Origin of the sequence: Streptomyces sp. NPDC102279 (genome assembly GCF_044766365.1) — a bacterium.
In the GTDB taxonomy this organism is placed as follows: domain Bacteria; phylum Actinomycetota; class Actinomycetes; order Streptomycetales; family Streptomycetaceae; genus Streptomyces.
In genome coordinates this window covers 40,377-56,331 of the sequence record NZ_JBIWLU010000003.1, presented here as the reverse complement: position 1 = coordinate 56,331, position 15,955 = coordinate 40,377, and the positions used below count along the sequence as shown (strand labels likewise).

Here is a 15,955-nt window from a genome sequence, read left to right as displayed (position 1 = left end):
CGTGGTCATCGTCGCGGCTCCCAGCGGAACCACCGCTGTACAGCAAACACCGCGATCGCGGCCCAGACCACCGCCGTACCGAGGGCGCCCAGGGTGTCGTGGGCGGAGAGGTGCCCGCTCCAGCCGCCGCGTATCAGGGTGATCACCGGTGTGAGGGGCAGCAGTTCGCAGAACGAGGCGACGCGGTCGGGCAGCACCTCCAGCGGGATGAAGGTCCCGGAACCGACCAGGGACACCAGCGTCAGCGGCATCGCCGCGACCTGGGCTCCCTCGATGCTCCTGCTGAAGCTCGCGGTGACGGCTGCCAGCGCCGGCCACGTGACGAAGCCCAACAGCATCCCCAGCAGGACGAGATGGGGTGCCCGAGGCGCCCCGATGTCGAGCGTCACGGCGTAGGCGGCGGCCAGGATCAGGCACTGGGCGAGGCCGATCGAGACCGAGGGAATGGCGGCGCCCAGGAGGATCTCCACGTCGCGTGGCTCCCCGGTGCGCAGCCGCTTCAGGACGAGTTCCTCCCGGCGGGCCGCGTACACACTCACCAGCGAGCTGTAGACCGCGAAGAGCAGGGAGAACCCGATCGAGGAAGGGAGCAGGATCGACCCGACGGTGAGCCCGGTGCCCTTCAGATCCATCTGGTCGACGGTCGAGCGAAGGGTGAAGGGCATGATCAGCGGCACGAACACCGCTGCCGCGAGCGTCGCCTTCGTACGGCCGAGCAGGGTCAGCTCGGCGCGGGCCAGCGCTCCCATGCGTCCCGCCGCCGTGGTCCGGGCCGGGCCCGTGCTCGTCGTGACCGCTGTTCCGCTCATGCCGCCGTCCCCTTCGTCTGCCTCGCCCGCGCGCCGGTGCCCGCTCCCGCCGGCTCGGGCCGGTGCCCGGCGTGTACCGCCGCGTCCCGCGCTATGCGAAGGAACGCCTCCTCCAGGGAGCCCGAGCGCACATCGAGCCCCCGCAGCTCGACCCGCGCCCGCTCCGCCCACACCAGCAGGGCCGTCGCGGTCCGCTGCAGCTCGTTCGTGCGGAGTCTGATCACCCGGCCCTCGGTCTCGTGGCTGCTCACGCCGAGTTCGGCCAGCGGGGGCAGGTCGCCCGGGAAGTACCCCTCGGGCAGCTCGAAGGAGACCCGCGACGGCTGGGCCGCGGTGACCTCGGCCGGAGTGCCGAGGGCCGCGATACGTCCTTCGTGGAGGATCGCCAGCCGGTCGGCGAGACCCTCCGCCTCCTCCAGATAGTGGGTGGTCAGCAGGACCGTGGTCCCGCCGTCGCGCAGTTCGCGGACCAACTCCCAGGTGCTCCGGCGGCCTTCCACGTCGAGTCCGGTCGTGGGTTCGTCGAGGAAGAGGACATCGGGGCGGCCGAGGAGTGCGAGCGCGAGGTCCAGGCGCCGCTTCTCGCCCCCGGACAGCTGCTTGACCCGCACCGCGCTCCGGCGGGTGAGGCCGACCAGCTCCAGTGCCTCCCCGATGGGCCGTGCCCCGCTGGTGCACCCCGCCCACATGCGGAGGGTCTCCGCGACCGTCAGTTCGGAGGGGAAGCCGCCCTCCTGGAGCATCACGCCGATCCGGGGCCGCACGGCCCTCCGTTCCGTGTACGGATCGTGTCCGAGGACCCGGACGTGCCCGCCGGCCGGAGGCGCGAGGCCCTCGATCAGCTCGACGGTGGACGTCTTGCCCGCGCCGTTCGTCCCGAGCAGGGCGAACAGCTCGCCGCGGCCCACCGAGAACGTGACGCCGCGCACCGCCTCGAAGTCTCCGCCCGCACCCTCGTACACCCGCCGCAGGTCAGTGACCTCGATCACGTGATCGTGCCCGTTCGTGTTCATGCATTCAGCCTCGCCGCGGAAAGGGCCCGGCAGCAGTGCGCGGTGTCATCACTCCCCATGACAAATGTCAGACGGCAGAGGGAGATCCGGTGGGGAAGGGACTTCGATGAAGGCTGTGATGCGGGCGAGGCCGGAGAGGGACCGCCCGTCGATGTCCGGGTACGGGCGCTGCTCGCACCGCGGTCGCGAACACGGGAGCACACAGGCTCACGAACGGCACACGACAAAGGCCCCGGTCGACTGACCGGGGCCTTTGTTTTCTGGAGCGGACGACCAGGTTCGAACTGGCGACCTCAACCTTGGCAAGGTTGCGCTCTACCAACTGAGCTACGTCCGCATTGCCTCCGACCGGCTTCCACCGATCGGCGCGAGCACCACCCTACCTGATCCATCCCAAGCTCTCGACAAGCTCGAGCAGGAGGGACCCCCATGAGAGGGTCGGTAAGAGATGCAGAGCGGGTGACAGGAATTGCACACTGCGCCTTCCCCCTGGAAGGGGGATGTTCTACTACTGAACTACACCCGCGCGACTCCGTGGGTTTCGGCTTTCGGCCTTGCCCCTCGGCGTGTTCCAGACTCTAGCTGATCAGCGGGGGGTCAGCGCAAGTCGGCTGTCTCCGGGGTCCGGTGGCGGTCCCTCGCGGGTGCTCCGGGCGCGGGGGCGGCGGTTCAGCGGGACTCGGCGAACGCCTCGTAGACCTTCTTGGGGATCCGGCCGCGCGGCGGGACGTCCATCTTGTTGGAGCGGGCCCAGGCGCGGACGGCGGCGGGGTCGGGCGTCAGCGCGGTGTGCGTGTACGCCTTCCCGGACTTCGACTGCTTGCGGCCGGCCTCGAGGTAGGGCGCGAGTACCTTGCGCAGTTTCTTGGCATTGGCTGGATTGAGGTCGATCTCGTACGACTTGCCGTCCAGTCCGAAGGCGATCGTCTCCGCCGCTTCCGAGCCGTCGATGTCGTCAAAGAGAGTGACCACGACACGCTGCGCCACGAATATCGGTCCCTTCGCGCGACAGCTCCGCGATCAACGGTCATGACGTGCGCGGACGTCACGGAGTTGTCGGAGAGATGTCGACTGTCCGGCTGTTATTGGGCAAAGTATCGGCTAATGCCAATTCCTTTGTACAGTGCCCGGCATTGCATTGTGAAGCCCGACTAAATCCTTCCGCGTGTCCGGAGGCAATGGGCTCCCGTCGCTCTTCTGCCGTTTTTCCCAGGATTTTCCGCGGGAGACCCCTTGTCGATGCGGGATCGTGATCGGGGTCACGTAGGATTCTACGAATCTACGCGAGTAGAAATTTTGTACGGGTAGTCTGAAGGGACCTGCTCAGCACCACACACCGGGAGTGCCAGTGGCACGCGTCGTAGTCGACGTCATGCTCAAGCCGGAGATCCTCGACCCCCAGGGCCAGGCGGTGCAGCGTGCACTGCCGCGTCTCGGTTTCGACGGTGTCTCCGACGTACGTCAGGGAAAGCGATTCGAACTGGAAGTGGACGGACCGGTGGACGACGCCGCGCTCGCCCGCATCCACGAACTTGCGGAATCCTTCCTCGCCAACACCGTGATCGAAGACTTCACCGTCAAGGTCGAGGAAGTCGCGGAGGCCGGAAAGTGACCGCTCGTATTGGAGTCGTCACCTTTCCGGGCAGCCTCGACGACCGCGACACGCAGCGCGCGATCCGGCTCGCGGGTGCCGAACCCGTCGCTCTCTGGCACAAGGACAAGGACCTCAAGCAGGTCGACGCCGTGGTGCTGCCCGGCGGTTTCTCGTACGGCGACTATCTGCGGGCCGGCGCCATCTCGCGCTTCTCGCCGGTGATGGAGACCGTCATCGAGCAGGCGAAGTCCGGAATGCCGGTTCTCGGCATCTGCAACGGCTTCCAGGTCCTCACCGAGGCGCACCTTCTTCCCGGCGCGATGCTCGGCAACAACCACCTCCACTTCATCTGCCGTGACCAGAAGCTGCGGGTGGAGAACGCGGAGACCGCCTGGACGGCCGACTACGTGTCCGGCCAGGAGATCCACATCCCGCTGAAGAACATGGACGGGCGGTACGTCGCCGACGGGCGCACGCTCGACATGCTGGAGGCCGAAGGCCGGGTCGTGTTCCGCTACGTGGACGTCAACCCGAACGGCTCGCTGCGCGACATCGCCGGCATCACGAACGAGGCGGGCAACGTCGTCGGTCTGATGCCGCACCCGGAGCACGCCGTCGAGCCCCTCGTCGGCTCCGGCCGCACCGACGGCCTCCCCTTCTTCACCTCGATCCTCAAGAAGCTGGTCACCGCATGAGCCGCACGCCTCTGGACACGGTCGAGAACGCGGCCGCGACCCCCGACGTCGAGCTTCCCTGGGCCGAACTGGGCCTGAAGAAGGACGAGTACGAGCGGGTCGTCGAGATCCTCGGACGCCGGCCCACCGGTGCCGAGCTCGCCATGTACTCCGTCATGTGGTCCGAGCACTGCTCCTACAAGTCGTCGAAGGTCCACCTCCGCCAGTTCGGCGAGAAGGCTCCGCAGTCCGACGCGCTGCTCGTCGGCATCGGCGAGAACGCCGGCGTCGTCGACGTCGGCCAGGGCTACGCGGTGACCTTCAAGGTCGAGTCGCACAACCACCCGTCGTACGTCGAGCCCTACCAGGGCGCGGCCACCGGCGTCGGCGGCATCGTGCGCGACATCATCGCGATGGGCGCCCGCCCGGTCGCCGTCGTCGACCCGCTGCGCTTCGGCGCGGCCGACCACCCCGACACCAAGCGCGTCCTGCCGGGCGTCGTCGCGGGCATCGGCGGCTACGGCAACTGCCTGGGCCTGCCCAACATCGGCGGCGAGGTCGTCTTCGACGCCTGCTACCAGGGCAACCCGCTGGTCAACGCCGGTGCCATCGGCGTCATGCGGCACGAGGACATCCACCTCGCGAAGGCGTCCGGCACCGGCAACAAGGTCATCCTGTACGGGGCCCGCACGGGCGGCGACGGCATCGGCGGCGCGTCGATCCTCGCCTCGGAGACCTTCGACGACGCCAAGCCGTCGAAGCGTCCCGCGGTCCAGGTCGGCGACCCCTTCCAGGAGAAGCTCCTCATCGAGTGCACCCTGGAGGCCTTCGCCGAGAAGCTGGTCGTCGGCATCCAGGACCTCGGCGCGGCCGGACTGTCCTGCGCCACCAGCGAGTTGGCGTCCAACGGTTCCGGCGGCATGCTCGTCACCCTGGACGACGTACCGCTGCGCGACTCCACGCTCTCGCCCGAGGAGATCCTCATGAGCGAGTCGCAGGAGCGCATGTGCGCGGTCGTCGAGCCGGAGAAGGTCGACCGCTTCCTCGAGATCTGCGACAAGTGGGACGTCATCGCCACCGTCATCGGTGAGGTCACCGATGGCGACCGGCTGGAGATCTTCTGGCACGGCGGCAAGATCGTCGACGTCGACCCGCGCACGGTCGCGCACGACGGCCCGGTCTACGAGCGCCCCTACGCCCGCCCCTCGTGGCAGGACGCGCTCCAGGCCGACGACGCCAACAAGCTGCCCCGCCCGGCGACGAGCGCCGAGCTGAAGGACCAGGTCCTCCGGCTCGTCTCCTCCCCGAACCAGGCCTCCAAGTCCTGGATCACCTCCCAGTACGACCACTTCGTACAGGGCAACACGGTGCTGGCCCAGCCCGAGGACTCGGGCATGATCCGCATCGACGAGGAGACCGGGCTCGGCGTCGCCATCGCGACCGACGGCAACGGCCGCTACGCCAAGCTCGACCCGTACACCGGTGCGCAGCTGGCCCTCGCCGAGGCGTACCGGAACGTCGCGACCACCGGCGCCAAGCCGCTCGCCGTCTCCGACTGCCTGAACTTCGGCTCGCCGGAGGACCCGGCGGTCATGTGGCAGTTCGCCGAGGCGATCCGTGGACTGGCGGACGGCTGCCAGCAGTTGGGCACCCCGGTGACCGGTGGCAACGTCTCGCTGTACAACCAGACCGGCGAGGTCGCCATCCACCCGACACCCGTCGTGGCCGTGCTGGGCGTCATCGACGACGTCGCCCGCCGCACGCCGGTCGCCTTCCAGGAAGAGGGCCAGCTCCTCTACCTGCTCGGTGACACCCGTGAGGAGTTCGGCGGCTCGGCCTGGTCGCAGGTCGTCCACGACCACCTGGGCGGTCTGCCCCCGCAGGTCGACCTGGAGCGCGAGCGGCTGCTCGCCGAGATCCTCATCTCGGCCTCGCGCGACGGAATGATCGACTCCGCGCACGACCTGTCCGACGGCGGCCTCATCCAGGCCGTGGTCGAGTCGGCGCTGCAGGGCGGCAAGGGCGCGCGGCTGATCGTCCCCGACGGTCTCGACGCGTTCACGTTCCTCTTCTCGGAGTCTGCGGGCCGCGCGGTCGTCGCCGTCCCGCGTTCGGAGGAGCTGCGCTTCAACGACATGTGCGGTGCGCGGGGTCTGCCCGTCGCCCGCATCGGTGTCGTCGACGGCGACGCGGTCGACGTCCAGGGCGAGTTCGCGCTCTCCCTGGCCGAGCTGCGCACCGCTCACGAGGAGACGATCCCGGCGCTGCTGGCGTGACCCGGTGACATGCGAGAAGGCCCCGTCCGGTCTCCGGGCGGGGCCTTCTCGCATCCTGGCCGGTGGGGTGGGACTCCGTCCGCGACAAGCCGCTCCTCCCGCGCCCGCTCCGGCAGGGAACCACTGCCGGTCCGGGCCGCCGACCCGGGCAGGCGCGGCGCCGGCACCACCGCGACCGCCATGACGGCGGCCGCTCCCCGGAGGACGACGTCGCGGATACGCGGTCCGGATGGAGGCCGCCGGATGGAGGCAGCCGAAAAAACGTCCGCCGCCCCCCGTCCGGGCGTCCCCCGGTCCTAGGGTGAGGATCATGCCCCCCGCCAAGAAGCGCGCCCGTGCCTACGACTCCGCCAAGATCCGCGCGGCGGTACTCGCCCAGTTCGGGAACGTACGGGAGGGCGTGCACACCCTGAGCGAGGAGCAGTCGGCGCGGCCCACGCACCTCGGCGGCTGGACCGTACGGGACCTCGCCGCGCATGTCACGACGGCCCTGGAGAGCGTGAGCCGCAATCTCGACCGGCCCGAGCCCACCGCCAGGGAACTGTCCCTGCTCGACTGGCCGTTCGCCACGGCCGCCCGGGCCGCCGACATCGCCGACGACACCCGTGAACTCGCCGGGCGGAACGCGGATCTCGACGCGCTGTTCGCCCGCACCGAGGAGAGGATCACCGAGCGCCTGGCCTCGGCCCCGGACGGCCGGCTGCTCGCCGCGCGCACCGGTGCGATGACCCTCGCCGACTACCTCGTGACCCGGACCGTCGAACTCGTCGTGCACACCGACGACCTGAACCGCGCGGTCCCCGGCCTCGACATCCCGTACGACCGCCAGGCACTCGCCGCCTGCACCCGGCTGCTCGCCGACGCGCTCGCCGTGAAGGCGCCCGGCGCGTCGACGGAGGTGCGGATCCCGCCGTACGCCGTCGTGCAGTGCGTCGAGGGACCCCGGCACACCCGGGGTACCCCGCCGAACGTCGTGGAGACGGATCCGCTGACCTGGATCCGGCTCGCGACGGGACGTACGGAGTGGAAGGCTGCGCTCGACGAGGCGAAGGTCAGCGCCAGCGGCGAACGCGCCGACCTCGCCGGCCTGCTGCCCCTCATGGGCTGAGCCTCCCTGCCGGTCCTGGCCGGCAGGATATCCGCGCGGCGACGGCCGAACCGCCCGATGCCGGCGGGCCGCTGTCGTCCGCACGGCCCGAACCGCCCGACGCCCGCGGGCCGCCGTCCCCGCACGGCCCGAACCACCCGATGTCCACCGTCCCCTGACGTGCCGCATCGCGCGTATCCCGGTCCTTGCCCCCGCCCGCGCCCGCCCCTCGATCGGGCGCCCTCGCCCCGGGAAGGGAACCGGATCCCCCACCCCTCCCGTCCCATCGGCATGGACAAGCAGCGAATGACCCTCAGTGTCCTGACCCTGCTTCCCCTCGCCGTGGCGTGCGGTACCCAGACGGCGGGAAGCGGTTCCGTCGGAACGGGATCGCCGGTGACCGGAGTCCACTGGACGGTCGACAGCCTCACCGTGGACGGAAAGACCGCGAAGGCACCGGCCGGCGCGTATCTGAAGATCGGCGAGGACGGCCGCGTCAGCGGCAACCTCGGCTGCAACGGATTCGGCTCGAAGGCCACCGTCAAGGGCGACCGGGTCGCGTTCGGCGCGCTCCGGACCACCGGGATGGGCTGCGCGAAGGGCCCGACGGACTTCGAGCGGGACCTGAGCCGCTCGATCGCCGGCCAGGACGCGTTCACCGCGAAGACCACCGGCGACCGGCTGACCCTCACCGCCGACAGCGGCGACCGGGTCAGCCTCACCGAGGAGAAGGACGCACCCCTGCGCGGGACGAAGTGGACGGTCACGGCACTCGGTGACAGGAACACCTCCCGATCACTCCCCGAGGGGACCGACGCGTACTTCGTGCTCGGCGAGGACGGCACCCTCGACGGCCGCCTCGGCTGCAACCACGCGTCCGCCCGGGCCACCGTGAGCGACGGACATATCACCCTCGGGCCGGCCAGGACCACCCGCATGATGTGCGACCGCTCACTCATGAGGACGGAGAAGACCCTGCTGGAGCTCTTCGACGGCCGCACCTCGTACGCGGTGGATCATCGTGGCATCACGCTGACCAGCGAAAACGGCACAATCGTCCAAGCGGCTGCCGCTGAGTGATCGGTTGGGGGCCCGTATCCCCAATTCGGACCAGTGGTCGATCTCGCCTACACTCGGTGCCGTGCCACGTGGTGACGGTCGACTCAATCATGATCTGCTCCCCGGTGAGAAAGGCCCCCAGGACGCTTGCGGCGTCTTCGGTGTCTGGGCTCCGGGCGAAGAGGTCGCCAAGCTCACTTACTTCGGGCTCTACGCCCTCCAGCATCGGGGTCAGGAATCCGCGGGAATCGCGGTCAGTAACGGCTCCCAGATCCTCGTCTTCAAGGACATGGGCCTCGTGTCCCAGGTCTTCGACGAGACCTCGCTCGGTTCGCTCCAAGGTCACATCGCGGTCGGTCACGCCCGCTACTCGACCACCGGTGCCTCCGTGTGGGAGAACGCCCAGCCGACGTTCCGTGCCACCGCGCACGGTTCCATCGCACTCGGGCACAACGGCAACCTGGTCAACACGGCGCAGCTCGCCGAGATGGTCGCCGACCTGCCCCGGCAGGAGGGCCGCACCACCCGTGTGGCGGCCACCAACGACACCGACCTGCTCACCGCGCTCCTCGCGGCCCAGGTCGACGACGACGGCAAGCCGCTGACCGTCGAGGAGGCCTCCGTGAAGGTCCTCCCGCAGGTCAAGGGGGCCTTCAGCCTCGTCTTCATGAACGAGCACACGCTCTACGCCGCCCGCGACCCGCAGGGCATCCGCCCGCTGGTCCTCGGTCGCCTGGAGCGCGGCTGGGTGGTGGCCTCCGAGTCCGCCGCCCTGGACATCTGCGGCGCCAGCTATGTGCGCGAGATCGAGCCGGGTGAGTTCGTCGCCATCGACGAGAACGGTCTGCGGACCTCTCGATTCGCGGAAGCGAAGCCCAAGGGCTGCGTCTTCGAGTACGTCTACCTGGCCCGCCCCGACACGGACATCGCCGGTCGGAACGTGTACCTCTCGCGCGTCGAGATGGGCCGCAAACTCGCCAAGGAAGCCCCGGTCGACGCCGACCTGGTGATAGCGACCCCGGAGTCCGGGACGCCCGCCGCGATCGGCTACGCGGAGGCCTCCGGCATCCCGTTCGGCGCCGGCCTGGTGAAGAACGCTTACGTCGGCCGGACCTTCATCCAGCCCTCGCAGACCATCCGCCAGCTGGGCATCCGGCTGAAGCTGAACCCGCTCAAGGAAGTCATCAAGGGCAAGCGTCTGGTCGTCGTCGACGACTCGATCGTGCGCGGCAACACCCAGCGCGCCCTCGTCCGGATGCTCCGCGAGGCGGGCGCCGCCGAGATCCACATCCGGATCTCCTCGCCGCCCGTGAAGTGGCCGTGCTTCTTCGGCATCGACTTCGCGACCCGCGCCGAGCTGATCGCGAACGGCATGACCATCGAGGAGATCGGCACCTCGCTGGGCGCCGACTCGCTCTCGTACATCTCCATCGACGGCATGATCGAGGCCACGACCATCGACAAGCCGAACCTCTGCCGTGCGTGCTTCGACGGTGAGTACCCGATGGACCTTCCCGACCCCGAGCTGCTCGGTAAGCAGCTCCTGGAGACCGAGCTGGCCGCGGGTCCCGCAGCCACGGCCGCGGCTGACGCCATCCGTCGCCCGTAAGTGCCGCAGAGCCCCGTTTCACCAACCCGAAAGATCCCAGGCAATGTCTTCTGTGTCTGATCAGTCACCTACGGCGACGGGCAGTGCCTCCGGTGCTTCCTACGCGGCTGCCGGCGTCGACATCGAGGCCGGCGACCGCGCCGTGGAGCTCATGAAGGAGTGGGTGAAGAAGACGCAGCGCCCCGAGGTCCTCGGCGGCCTCGGCGGATTCGCCGGCCTCTTCGACGCCTCCGCCCTCAAGCGGTTCGAGCGCCCGCTGCTCGCCTCGGCCACCGACGGTGTGGGCACCAAGGTCGACGTGGCCCGTCGGCTCGGCGTGTACGACACCATCGGCCACGACCTGGTCGCCATGGTCATGGACGACATCGTCGTGTGCGGCGCCGAGCCGCTCTTCATGACCGACTACATCTGCGTCGGCAAGGTCCACCCCGAGCGGGTGGCGGCCATCGTGAAGGGCATCGCCGAGGGCTGCGTCCTCGCGGGCTGCGCCCTGGTGGGCGGCGAGACGGCCGAGCACCCCGGTCTGCTGGGTCCGGACGACTTCGACGTCGCCGGCGCCGGTACGGGCGTGGTCGAGGCCGACCAGCTGCTCGGCCCGGACCGCATCCGAACGGGTGACGCGGTGATCGCCATGGCGGCCTCCGGTCTTCACTCGAACGGGTACTCGCTCGTCCGGCATGTCCTCCTCGACCGGGCGAAGCTCGGCCTGGAGCAGCACATCGAGGAGTTCGGCCGCACGCTCGGCGAGGAGCTCCTGGAGCCCACCAAGATCTACTCGCTGGACTGCCTGGCCCTGACGCGGACCGCCGAGGTGCACGCGTTCAGCCACATCACGGGCGGCGGCCTCGCGGCCAACCTGGCCCGGGTGATCCCGGACGGCCTGCACGCCGTCGTCGACCGCGAGACCTGGACCCCGGCCCCGGTCTTCGACCTGGTCGGCCGGACCGGCGACGTCGAGCGCCTGGAGCTGGAGAAGACGCTGAACATGGGCGTCGGCATGATGGCGATCGTCCCCGAGGAGTCGGCCGAGGTGGCCCTGGCCACCCTCGCGGACCGCGGAGTGGACGCCTGGATCGCCGGTGAGATCACCGAGCGCGGCGACCACGCGACGGGCGCGGAGCTGATCGGCGACTACGCGAACTGAAGCCCCCTGGGCAGCACAAAACCCGGTCCGGCGCTGATGCCCCGGACCGGGTGAAGTGCAGTCACTACGAGAAATCCGCCAGGCGGGATCTTCCGGAAAACCACTTCTGGGAGACCCGCTGAGAAGATCGCGGAAACTGCGAGGGACGCTGTTGCGTCAAGCGCCGCGACGTTGCGACTGAGGACCGGACTGGTCGTCGTCGTCCTCGTCGTCGTCGTTGTAGAGATCCGCGTACTGTGCGTACGGGTCGTCTTCCTCGTCGTCGTCCTCGAACGGCTCGCCATTCGGCGGCTGGCTCGAAGTCGAAGCGCCCAGCTCATTGGCCAGACGCGAGAGGTCAGTCCCGCCGCTGCTGTACTTCAGCTGGCGGGCGACCTTCGTCTGCTTGGCCTTTGCCCGGCCGCGCCCCATGGCTCGACCCCCTCGGATACGAGGCTCGACGGCCCCAGAGTCTTGACACGCGTTCATGATCGGGAACGGACTCTCCGTGGAGAGACCGGTCCGTAGGGCTTCCACGGTACCTGAGCCCACGCCCATACGGTACGTCGCCCGCAGCACGCGCCCTTGCCCAGAACCAACAAGGTGCCCTGTCCTCGCTGGTCAACCGCGATTTTAACCTCTTCTTGGCGTCCGACCCGCCGACAGACGTGAGAGTTGTCTCCCCAACACCCGTCGGCGGGTCCCTGACAAGCACATATGGCCCCGGAAAGGGTCAGTGAGAGCGTGCCTCCGCCATCCGCTGTTCGGCGATCCGGTCGGCCGCGGCGGCCGGCGGAATCCCGTCCTCCTTCGCACGTGCGAATATGGCCAGCGTCGTGTCGAAGATCTTCGCCGCCTTGGCCTTGCACCGGTCGAAGTCGAAGCCGTGCAGCTCGTCGGCGACCTGGATGACACCGCCCGCGTTCACCACGTAGTCGGGGGCGTACAGGATCCCGCGGTCCGCGAGGTCCTTCTCCACACCCGGGTGCGCCAGCTGGTTGTTGGCCGCCCCGCACACCACGCGCGCGGTGAGCGCCGGCACGGTCGTGTCGTCGAGCGCCCCGCCCAGCGCGCACGGCGCGTAGATGTCGAGGCCCTCGACGCGGATCAGCGCCTCGGTGTCGGCGACGGCCGTGACACCGGTGGGGTGCTGGTCCAGGATCCGCCGCACGGAGTCCGCGCGCACGTCCGTGATCACGACCTCGGCGCCGTCCGCCCGCAGGTGGTCGACCAGGTGGTGGCCCACCTTGCCGACGCCCGCGACGCCGACCTTGCGGCCGCGCAGCGTCGGGTCGCCCCACAGGTGCTGGGCGGAGGCCCGCATGCCCTGGAAGACACCGAAGGCGGTCAGCACCGACGAGTCGCCCGCGCCGCCGTTCTCCGGGGAGCGGCCGGTCGTCCAGCGGCACTCGCGCGCCACCACGTCCATGTCGGCCACATAGGTGCCGACGTCGCAGGCCGTGACGTACCGGCCACCGAGCGAGGCGACGAACCGGCCGTAGGCGAGGAGCAGCTCCTCGGTCTTGATCTGCTCGGGGTCCCCGATGATCACGGCCTTGCCGCCGCCGTGGTCGAGACCGGCCATGGCGTTCTTGTACGACATGCCGCGGGCGAGGTTGAGCGCGTCGGCGATGGCCTCCGCCTCGCTCGCGTACGGGTAGAAGCGCGTGCCGCCGAGGGCCGGGCCCAGGGCGGTGGAGTGGAGGGCGATGACGGCCTTCAGGCCGCTGGCGCGGTCCTGGCAGAGCACGACTTGCTCATGACCGCCCTGGTCCGAGTGGAACAGGGTGTGCAGTACATCAGCAGGCGCGCCGGTTACGTCGGTCACTGTGGTGACTCCCAGGTAATGAGCGGCGGTTGGGTGCGGGGCCCGTGCGGATGGCGGGCTCCGTGGGCATGAGAGTAGGGCCTGCGCCGACCCGCCTTCGGCGCAGTGTTCAGGATCACCCACCGACGGGGTACGGCCATGGTTCGATTTGCATAGATTTCTCTTCAGGTTGTGAGTGGTTCTCGCTGGTTTTCCCGGTGGTCGTCGGGGGAGGGAGCAGGCGTGCCCAAGGTGTCCGCGGTGATCGTGCCGTACACGTCGTACCTGCGCGTGTACGAGCCACTCGTTGCGTTTCCGGAGGCGGAGCGCGATCACTGGACGCGCTACGCCCGGCGCACCGAGCGCCCCTCGTACCAGGACGAACTGCGCCGTTCGCTGGCCGACTTGCTGCCCACTCCGCCGGTCCCGGTGCCGGTGCACGAGAGCGCCGACGCGTTCGTGGCCGAGGTCGACGGCGTGGTCTGCGTCTGCCCCTGGCGGACCCGGCTGCGCGGCTGGCAGGCCCTGGACGAGATCGGCGAGGAACTCCCGGCATCGGTCCTCGACGCGGTGCTGCCGCCGTTGGTGCGCCGTCAGGCCGCCCTCGACTACGAGCGCTGGCTGGCCCGCAACCCCGACGCCCGTCCGTGGATCCGGACCTCGACCTGGCAGGTGCCGCTGAACTGGTTCGTGCTCGTCTCCGAGGAGGAGCGGGAGTACGAGAAGGGGGCGGGCCCGGGAGGTGCCGCGCCGCGGCTGCGCTACCGGACGCCGATGGTGCAGGCCCGGCGGCGCACGGCGCGGGCCCTGCGCACGCTCCGGGACGCCCTGGACGAGGGACCGCTGATCGACGGTCTGGTGGACGTGGGGCGCTGGCTGGAGGAGTTCCATCCGCGCTCCCTGGTCGAGCTGGACTACGGAGGGCTCGTGCACGCGCTGCCGGCCGGGCACCTGGAGGACGACCACTCGGCCGCGGACGTCGCGGAGGGCATCGAGGCGCTGCGCACCGGGGACGGGGCAACGGCCGGCGAGGCGTACGGGCGGCTGGTGGAGCGCTGGCGGACGGTCAGGGACCGGCGCTCGGCGAACTGACGGCAGGAGCATCCACGATCGGGTCATGCGGGACACTTCCGGATGATTCAGCCCAAAGGGCTGTTCCGGTGGGTTCGCGTGGGACGGGAGGGGTTCCTGGGCCTGCCGACCGGTGTGATCTGCTTCTCACAGGGACCGTGTCGAACTCGCGTATGGTCCTCACACGCTGAAGAACCCTCACTCCAGGACGTAGGTCCCGATCCGGGCTTATGCGTCAACGGGTGTCAAGCGTGATGGATGGCACTTACCTGGCTCTTGCATCGCTTGCCCCTCCTCGTGCCAAAATAGGACAAGGAGTCCGGGGGAGGGCTCCGTCCGCCCACGTATGGGTGGAATCTCAGCATTGCACGCTATGGGGGGTCTGATGACTCCTGATCGTCCTGTGACTGATCGTCACAGTGGCGTGACTGTCCGCTATGGCATGGTCCATCGGCTTCCGTCGCTGATGAACACCTGGGAGGGCAATTCCATCGGTTTGGCCGACGCGGCTGGACGGATGGTGTAGTTGTAGTGCCGAGGACAAGCCGTTCGTCCTATAACCGACTCGACTCGCGTCCGCCATTTCGGGCAACGCGGGTCAAGGTGCAGAATTTAGAGGAAAGAACCGAGAAGGTTCGGTTCTCCCGAGGAGGCCGCTCATGACCGCTCGCACCCCTGATGCCGAGCCGCTGCTGACCCCGGCTGAGGTCGCCACGATGTTCCGCGTCGACCCCAAGACGGTCACGCGGTGGGCGAAGGCCGGCAAGCTTACGTCCATCCGCACGCTCGGCGGACACCGCCGCTACCGCGAGGCTGAGGTCCGCGCACTGCTCGCGGGTATCCCGCAGCAGCGCAGTGAGGCCTGAGACCCCGCATAACCGGACAAGTCGACGGACCCCCCAATCCGCCGAGGCGTCCGAACCACAGCTCCAAGCGACGCGGGTTCTGCCCCAACAGAGCCCACGCCCCAGCTTTTCCGCCATATGAACAGGGTGCGTCGTAGATCGCGCTGGACTCCGCCGGGTCCAGCGCGATCTTTTTTGTGCGGTCGGCGTGCCTCCACGACCGGCCTGTGAGCGGCCTTGTCGGAGTCTGGGGGCAGCTGTCGGATCGGCTGTGAACAGCCTCGACGAGAGGTGCAATTGCACATATTAAATTGACTCGTTGTAGGAGGGGGGTAAGTTCCGCACTTCTGAAAACCTATGCGGTGACTCCCGTCACATGCCAGAGTCCTTGTCGCGTGCAAGCCTTCTGCGCTAAGGGAGTTGGGCCCGAACGCACGCACCTCACTCTCAAGGGTCGCACCGCGCGGGCCTCCTGGCCGGAGTCTTCGGTCACGCGGTGGAGGGGCCTTCCTCCTCCGGGGCGTTCTCGGGGTCCTGCTCGTCGTACGGAGCGGGTTCCATGGCCAGCCGCAGGAGCCGATGGCAGACCGGGCAGTGCCGCGTCAGATGGCGATAGCCCGAGGCGGCCGCCAGATGGGCTCGGAGCAGAGCTCGGGTCTCGTGCCGGGCGGACAGCGCCATACGCACCTCCAGGGGGCCGACAGGGCGCGAGCCCCGACTCCCGGGGTACCCGCTGGAATGTGACGCCGTCAAGAAGCGGGAACGCGCCGTGGGGGCGGCCGTTGGGCCGTCGGCGGGCGCACGCGAAGCGGTGCGCGGTGCAAAGCAAGAAGGCCCGGAGCCGAAGCTCCGGGCCTTCTCTACTGCGGTCCTGACGGGATTTGAACCCGCGGCCTCCACCTTGACAGGGTGGCGAGCACTCCAAGCTGCTCCACAGGACCAAGATTCGCAGCGACTTCTTCTTGCGCTGTGCTGCGAAAAGAGACTG

At 69.2% G+C, this 15,955-nt stretch carries 15 protein-coding genes and 3 tRNA genes; 9 read left to right on the top strand and 9 right to left on the bottom strand.

Annotated elements, in window-relative coordinates:
* Positions 1-5: 5 nt before the first annotated feature.
* From ACIRQH_RS07030 to ACIRQH_RS07010, 5 genes are all read right to left on the bottom strand, one after another.
* Entirely contained in the window at positions 6-809 is an 804-nt protein-coding gene (locus ACIRQH_RS07030; protein WP_404224608.1) for an ABC transporter permease, read from the bottom strand.
* Entirely contained in the window at positions 806-1,822 is a 1,017-nt protein-coding gene (locus ACIRQH_RS07025) for an ABC transporter ATP-binding protein (RefSeq protein WP_388868014.1), read from the bottom strand. Before ACIRQH_RS07025 ends, ACIRQH_RS07030 begins: the two co-directional genes overlap by 4 nt.
* A gap of 261 nt (positions 1,823-2,083) precedes the next feature.
* Positions 2,084-2,159: transfer RNA gene (locus tag ACIRQH_RS07020), tRNA-Gly, on the bottom strand.
* Positions 2,160-2,276: 117 nt separating this feature from the next.
* A tRNA-Gly gene (locus ACIRQH_RS07015) sits at positions 2,277-2,348 on the bottom strand.
* Between the two features lie 143 nt (positions 2,349-2,491).
* Positions 2,492-2,809, bottom strand: coding sequence for an Lsr2 family protein (locus ACIRQH_RS07010; protein ID WP_358817875.1), 318 nt, complete (start codon positions 2,807-2,809; stop codon positions 2,492-2,494).
* Positions 2,810-3,170: 361 nt separating this feature from the next.
* Between ACIRQH_RS07010 and purS the strand changes: the two genes are divergently transcribed.
* From purS to purM, 7 genes are all read left to right on the top strand, one after another.
* Complete coding sequence (purS, locus tag ACIRQH_RS07005) at positions 3,171-3,434, top strand: phosphoribosylformylglycinamidine synthase subunit PurS (RefSeq protein WP_060898438.1); 264 nt, start codon at positions 3,171-3,173, stop codon at positions 3,432-3,434.
* Positions 3,431-4,111 (top strand): phosphoribosylformylglycinamidine synthase subunit PurQ, encoded by a 681-nt coding sequence (gene purQ, locus ACIRQH_RS07000; RefSeq protein ID WP_358817874.1) that lies wholly within the window; start codon positions 3,431-3,433, stop codon positions 4,109-4,111. The genes purS and purQ overlap by 4 nt, the downstream gene beginning before the upstream one ends.
* The gene (purL, locus tag ACIRQH_RS06995) at positions 4,108-6,366 is read left to right on the top strand and encodes a phosphoribosylformylglycinamidine synthase subunit PurL (RefSeq protein ID WP_358817873.1); all 2,259 of its coding nucleotides are present in this window, start codon (positions 4,108-4,110) and stop codon (positions 6,364-6,366) included. The genes purQ and purL overlap by 4 nt, the downstream gene beginning before the upstream one ends.
* A 310-nt stretch (positions 6,367-6,676) precedes the next feature.
* Positions 6,677-7,474, top strand: a complete 798-nt coding sequence (locus ACIRQH_RS06990) for a sterol carrier family protein (RefSeq protein ID WP_388930018.1) — start codon at positions 6,677-6,679, stop codon at positions 7,472-7,474.
* 270 nt (positions 7,475-7,744) lie between these two features.
* Complete coding sequence (locus ACIRQH_RS06985; RefSeq protein WP_404224604.1) at positions 7,745-8,533, top strand: META domain-containing protein; 789 nt, start codon at positions 7,745-7,747, stop codon at positions 8,531-8,533.
* A 61-nt stretch (positions 8,534-8,594) separates the two neighbouring features.
* Positions 8,595-10,121: an amidophosphoribosyltransferase gene (purF, locus tag ACIRQH_RS06980; protein ID WP_358817870.1), complete on the top strand. Its 1,527-nt coding sequence runs from the start codon at positions 8,595-8,597 to the stop codon at positions 10,119-10,121.
* Between the two features lie 43 nt (positions 10,122-10,164).
* Positions 10,165-11,265: a phosphoribosylformylglycinamidine cyclo-ligase gene (gene purM, locus ACIRQH_RS06975; RefSeq protein WP_358817869.1), complete on the top strand. Its 1,101-nt coding sequence runs from the start codon at positions 10,165-10,167 to the stop codon at positions 11,263-11,265.
* A gap of 156 nt (positions 11,266-11,421) precedes the next feature.
* Here purM and ACIRQH_RS06970 read toward each other — a convergent pair whose 3' ends face one another.
* Together ACIRQH_RS06970 and ACIRQH_RS06965 are read right to left on the bottom strand one after the other, a co-directional pair.
* A complete protein-coding gene (locus ACIRQH_RS06970; protein ID WP_164369483.1) occupies positions 11,422-11,676 on the bottom strand; it encodes a DUF3073 domain-containing protein in 255 nt (84 codons plus the stop codon).
* A gap of 301 nt (positions 11,677-11,977) precedes the next feature.
* Complete coding sequence (locus ACIRQH_RS06965) at positions 11,978-13,072, bottom strand: Leu/Phe/Val dehydrogenase (protein ID WP_388930015.1); 1,095 nt, start codon at positions 13,070-13,072, stop codon at positions 11,978-11,980.
* Between the two features lie 222 nt (positions 13,073-13,294).
* Between ACIRQH_RS06965 and ACIRQH_RS06960 the strand changes: the two genes are divergently transcribed.
* Positions 13,295-14,143, top strand: a complete 849-nt coding sequence (locus tag ACIRQH_RS06960; protein ID WP_358817867.1) for a hypothetical protein — start codon at positions 13,295-13,297, stop codon at positions 14,141-14,143.
* 638 nt (positions 14,144-14,781) lie between these two features.
* A complete protein-coding gene (gene bldC / locus ACIRQH_RS06955; protein ID WP_003949541.1) occupies positions 14,782-14,988 on the top strand; it encodes a developmental transcriptional regulator BldC in 207 nt (68 codons plus the stop codon).
* 468 nt (positions 14,989-15,456) lie between these two features.
* On the opposite strand, the gene ACIRQH_RS06950 is transcribed toward bldC, so the two are convergent.
* Positions 15,457-15,648 carry a DUF6274 family protein gene (locus ACIRQH_RS06950; protein ID WP_404224601.1) on the bottom strand — a complete coding sequence of 64 codons (192 nt, stop codon included), beginning with the start codon at positions 15,646-15,648 and terminating at the stop codon, positions 15,457-15,459.
* 185 nt (positions 15,649-15,833) lie between these two features.
* Positions 15,834-15,908: transfer RNA gene (locus tag ACIRQH_RS06945), tRNA-Asp, on the bottom strand.
* Positions 15,909-15,955: the final 47 nt, after the last annotated feature.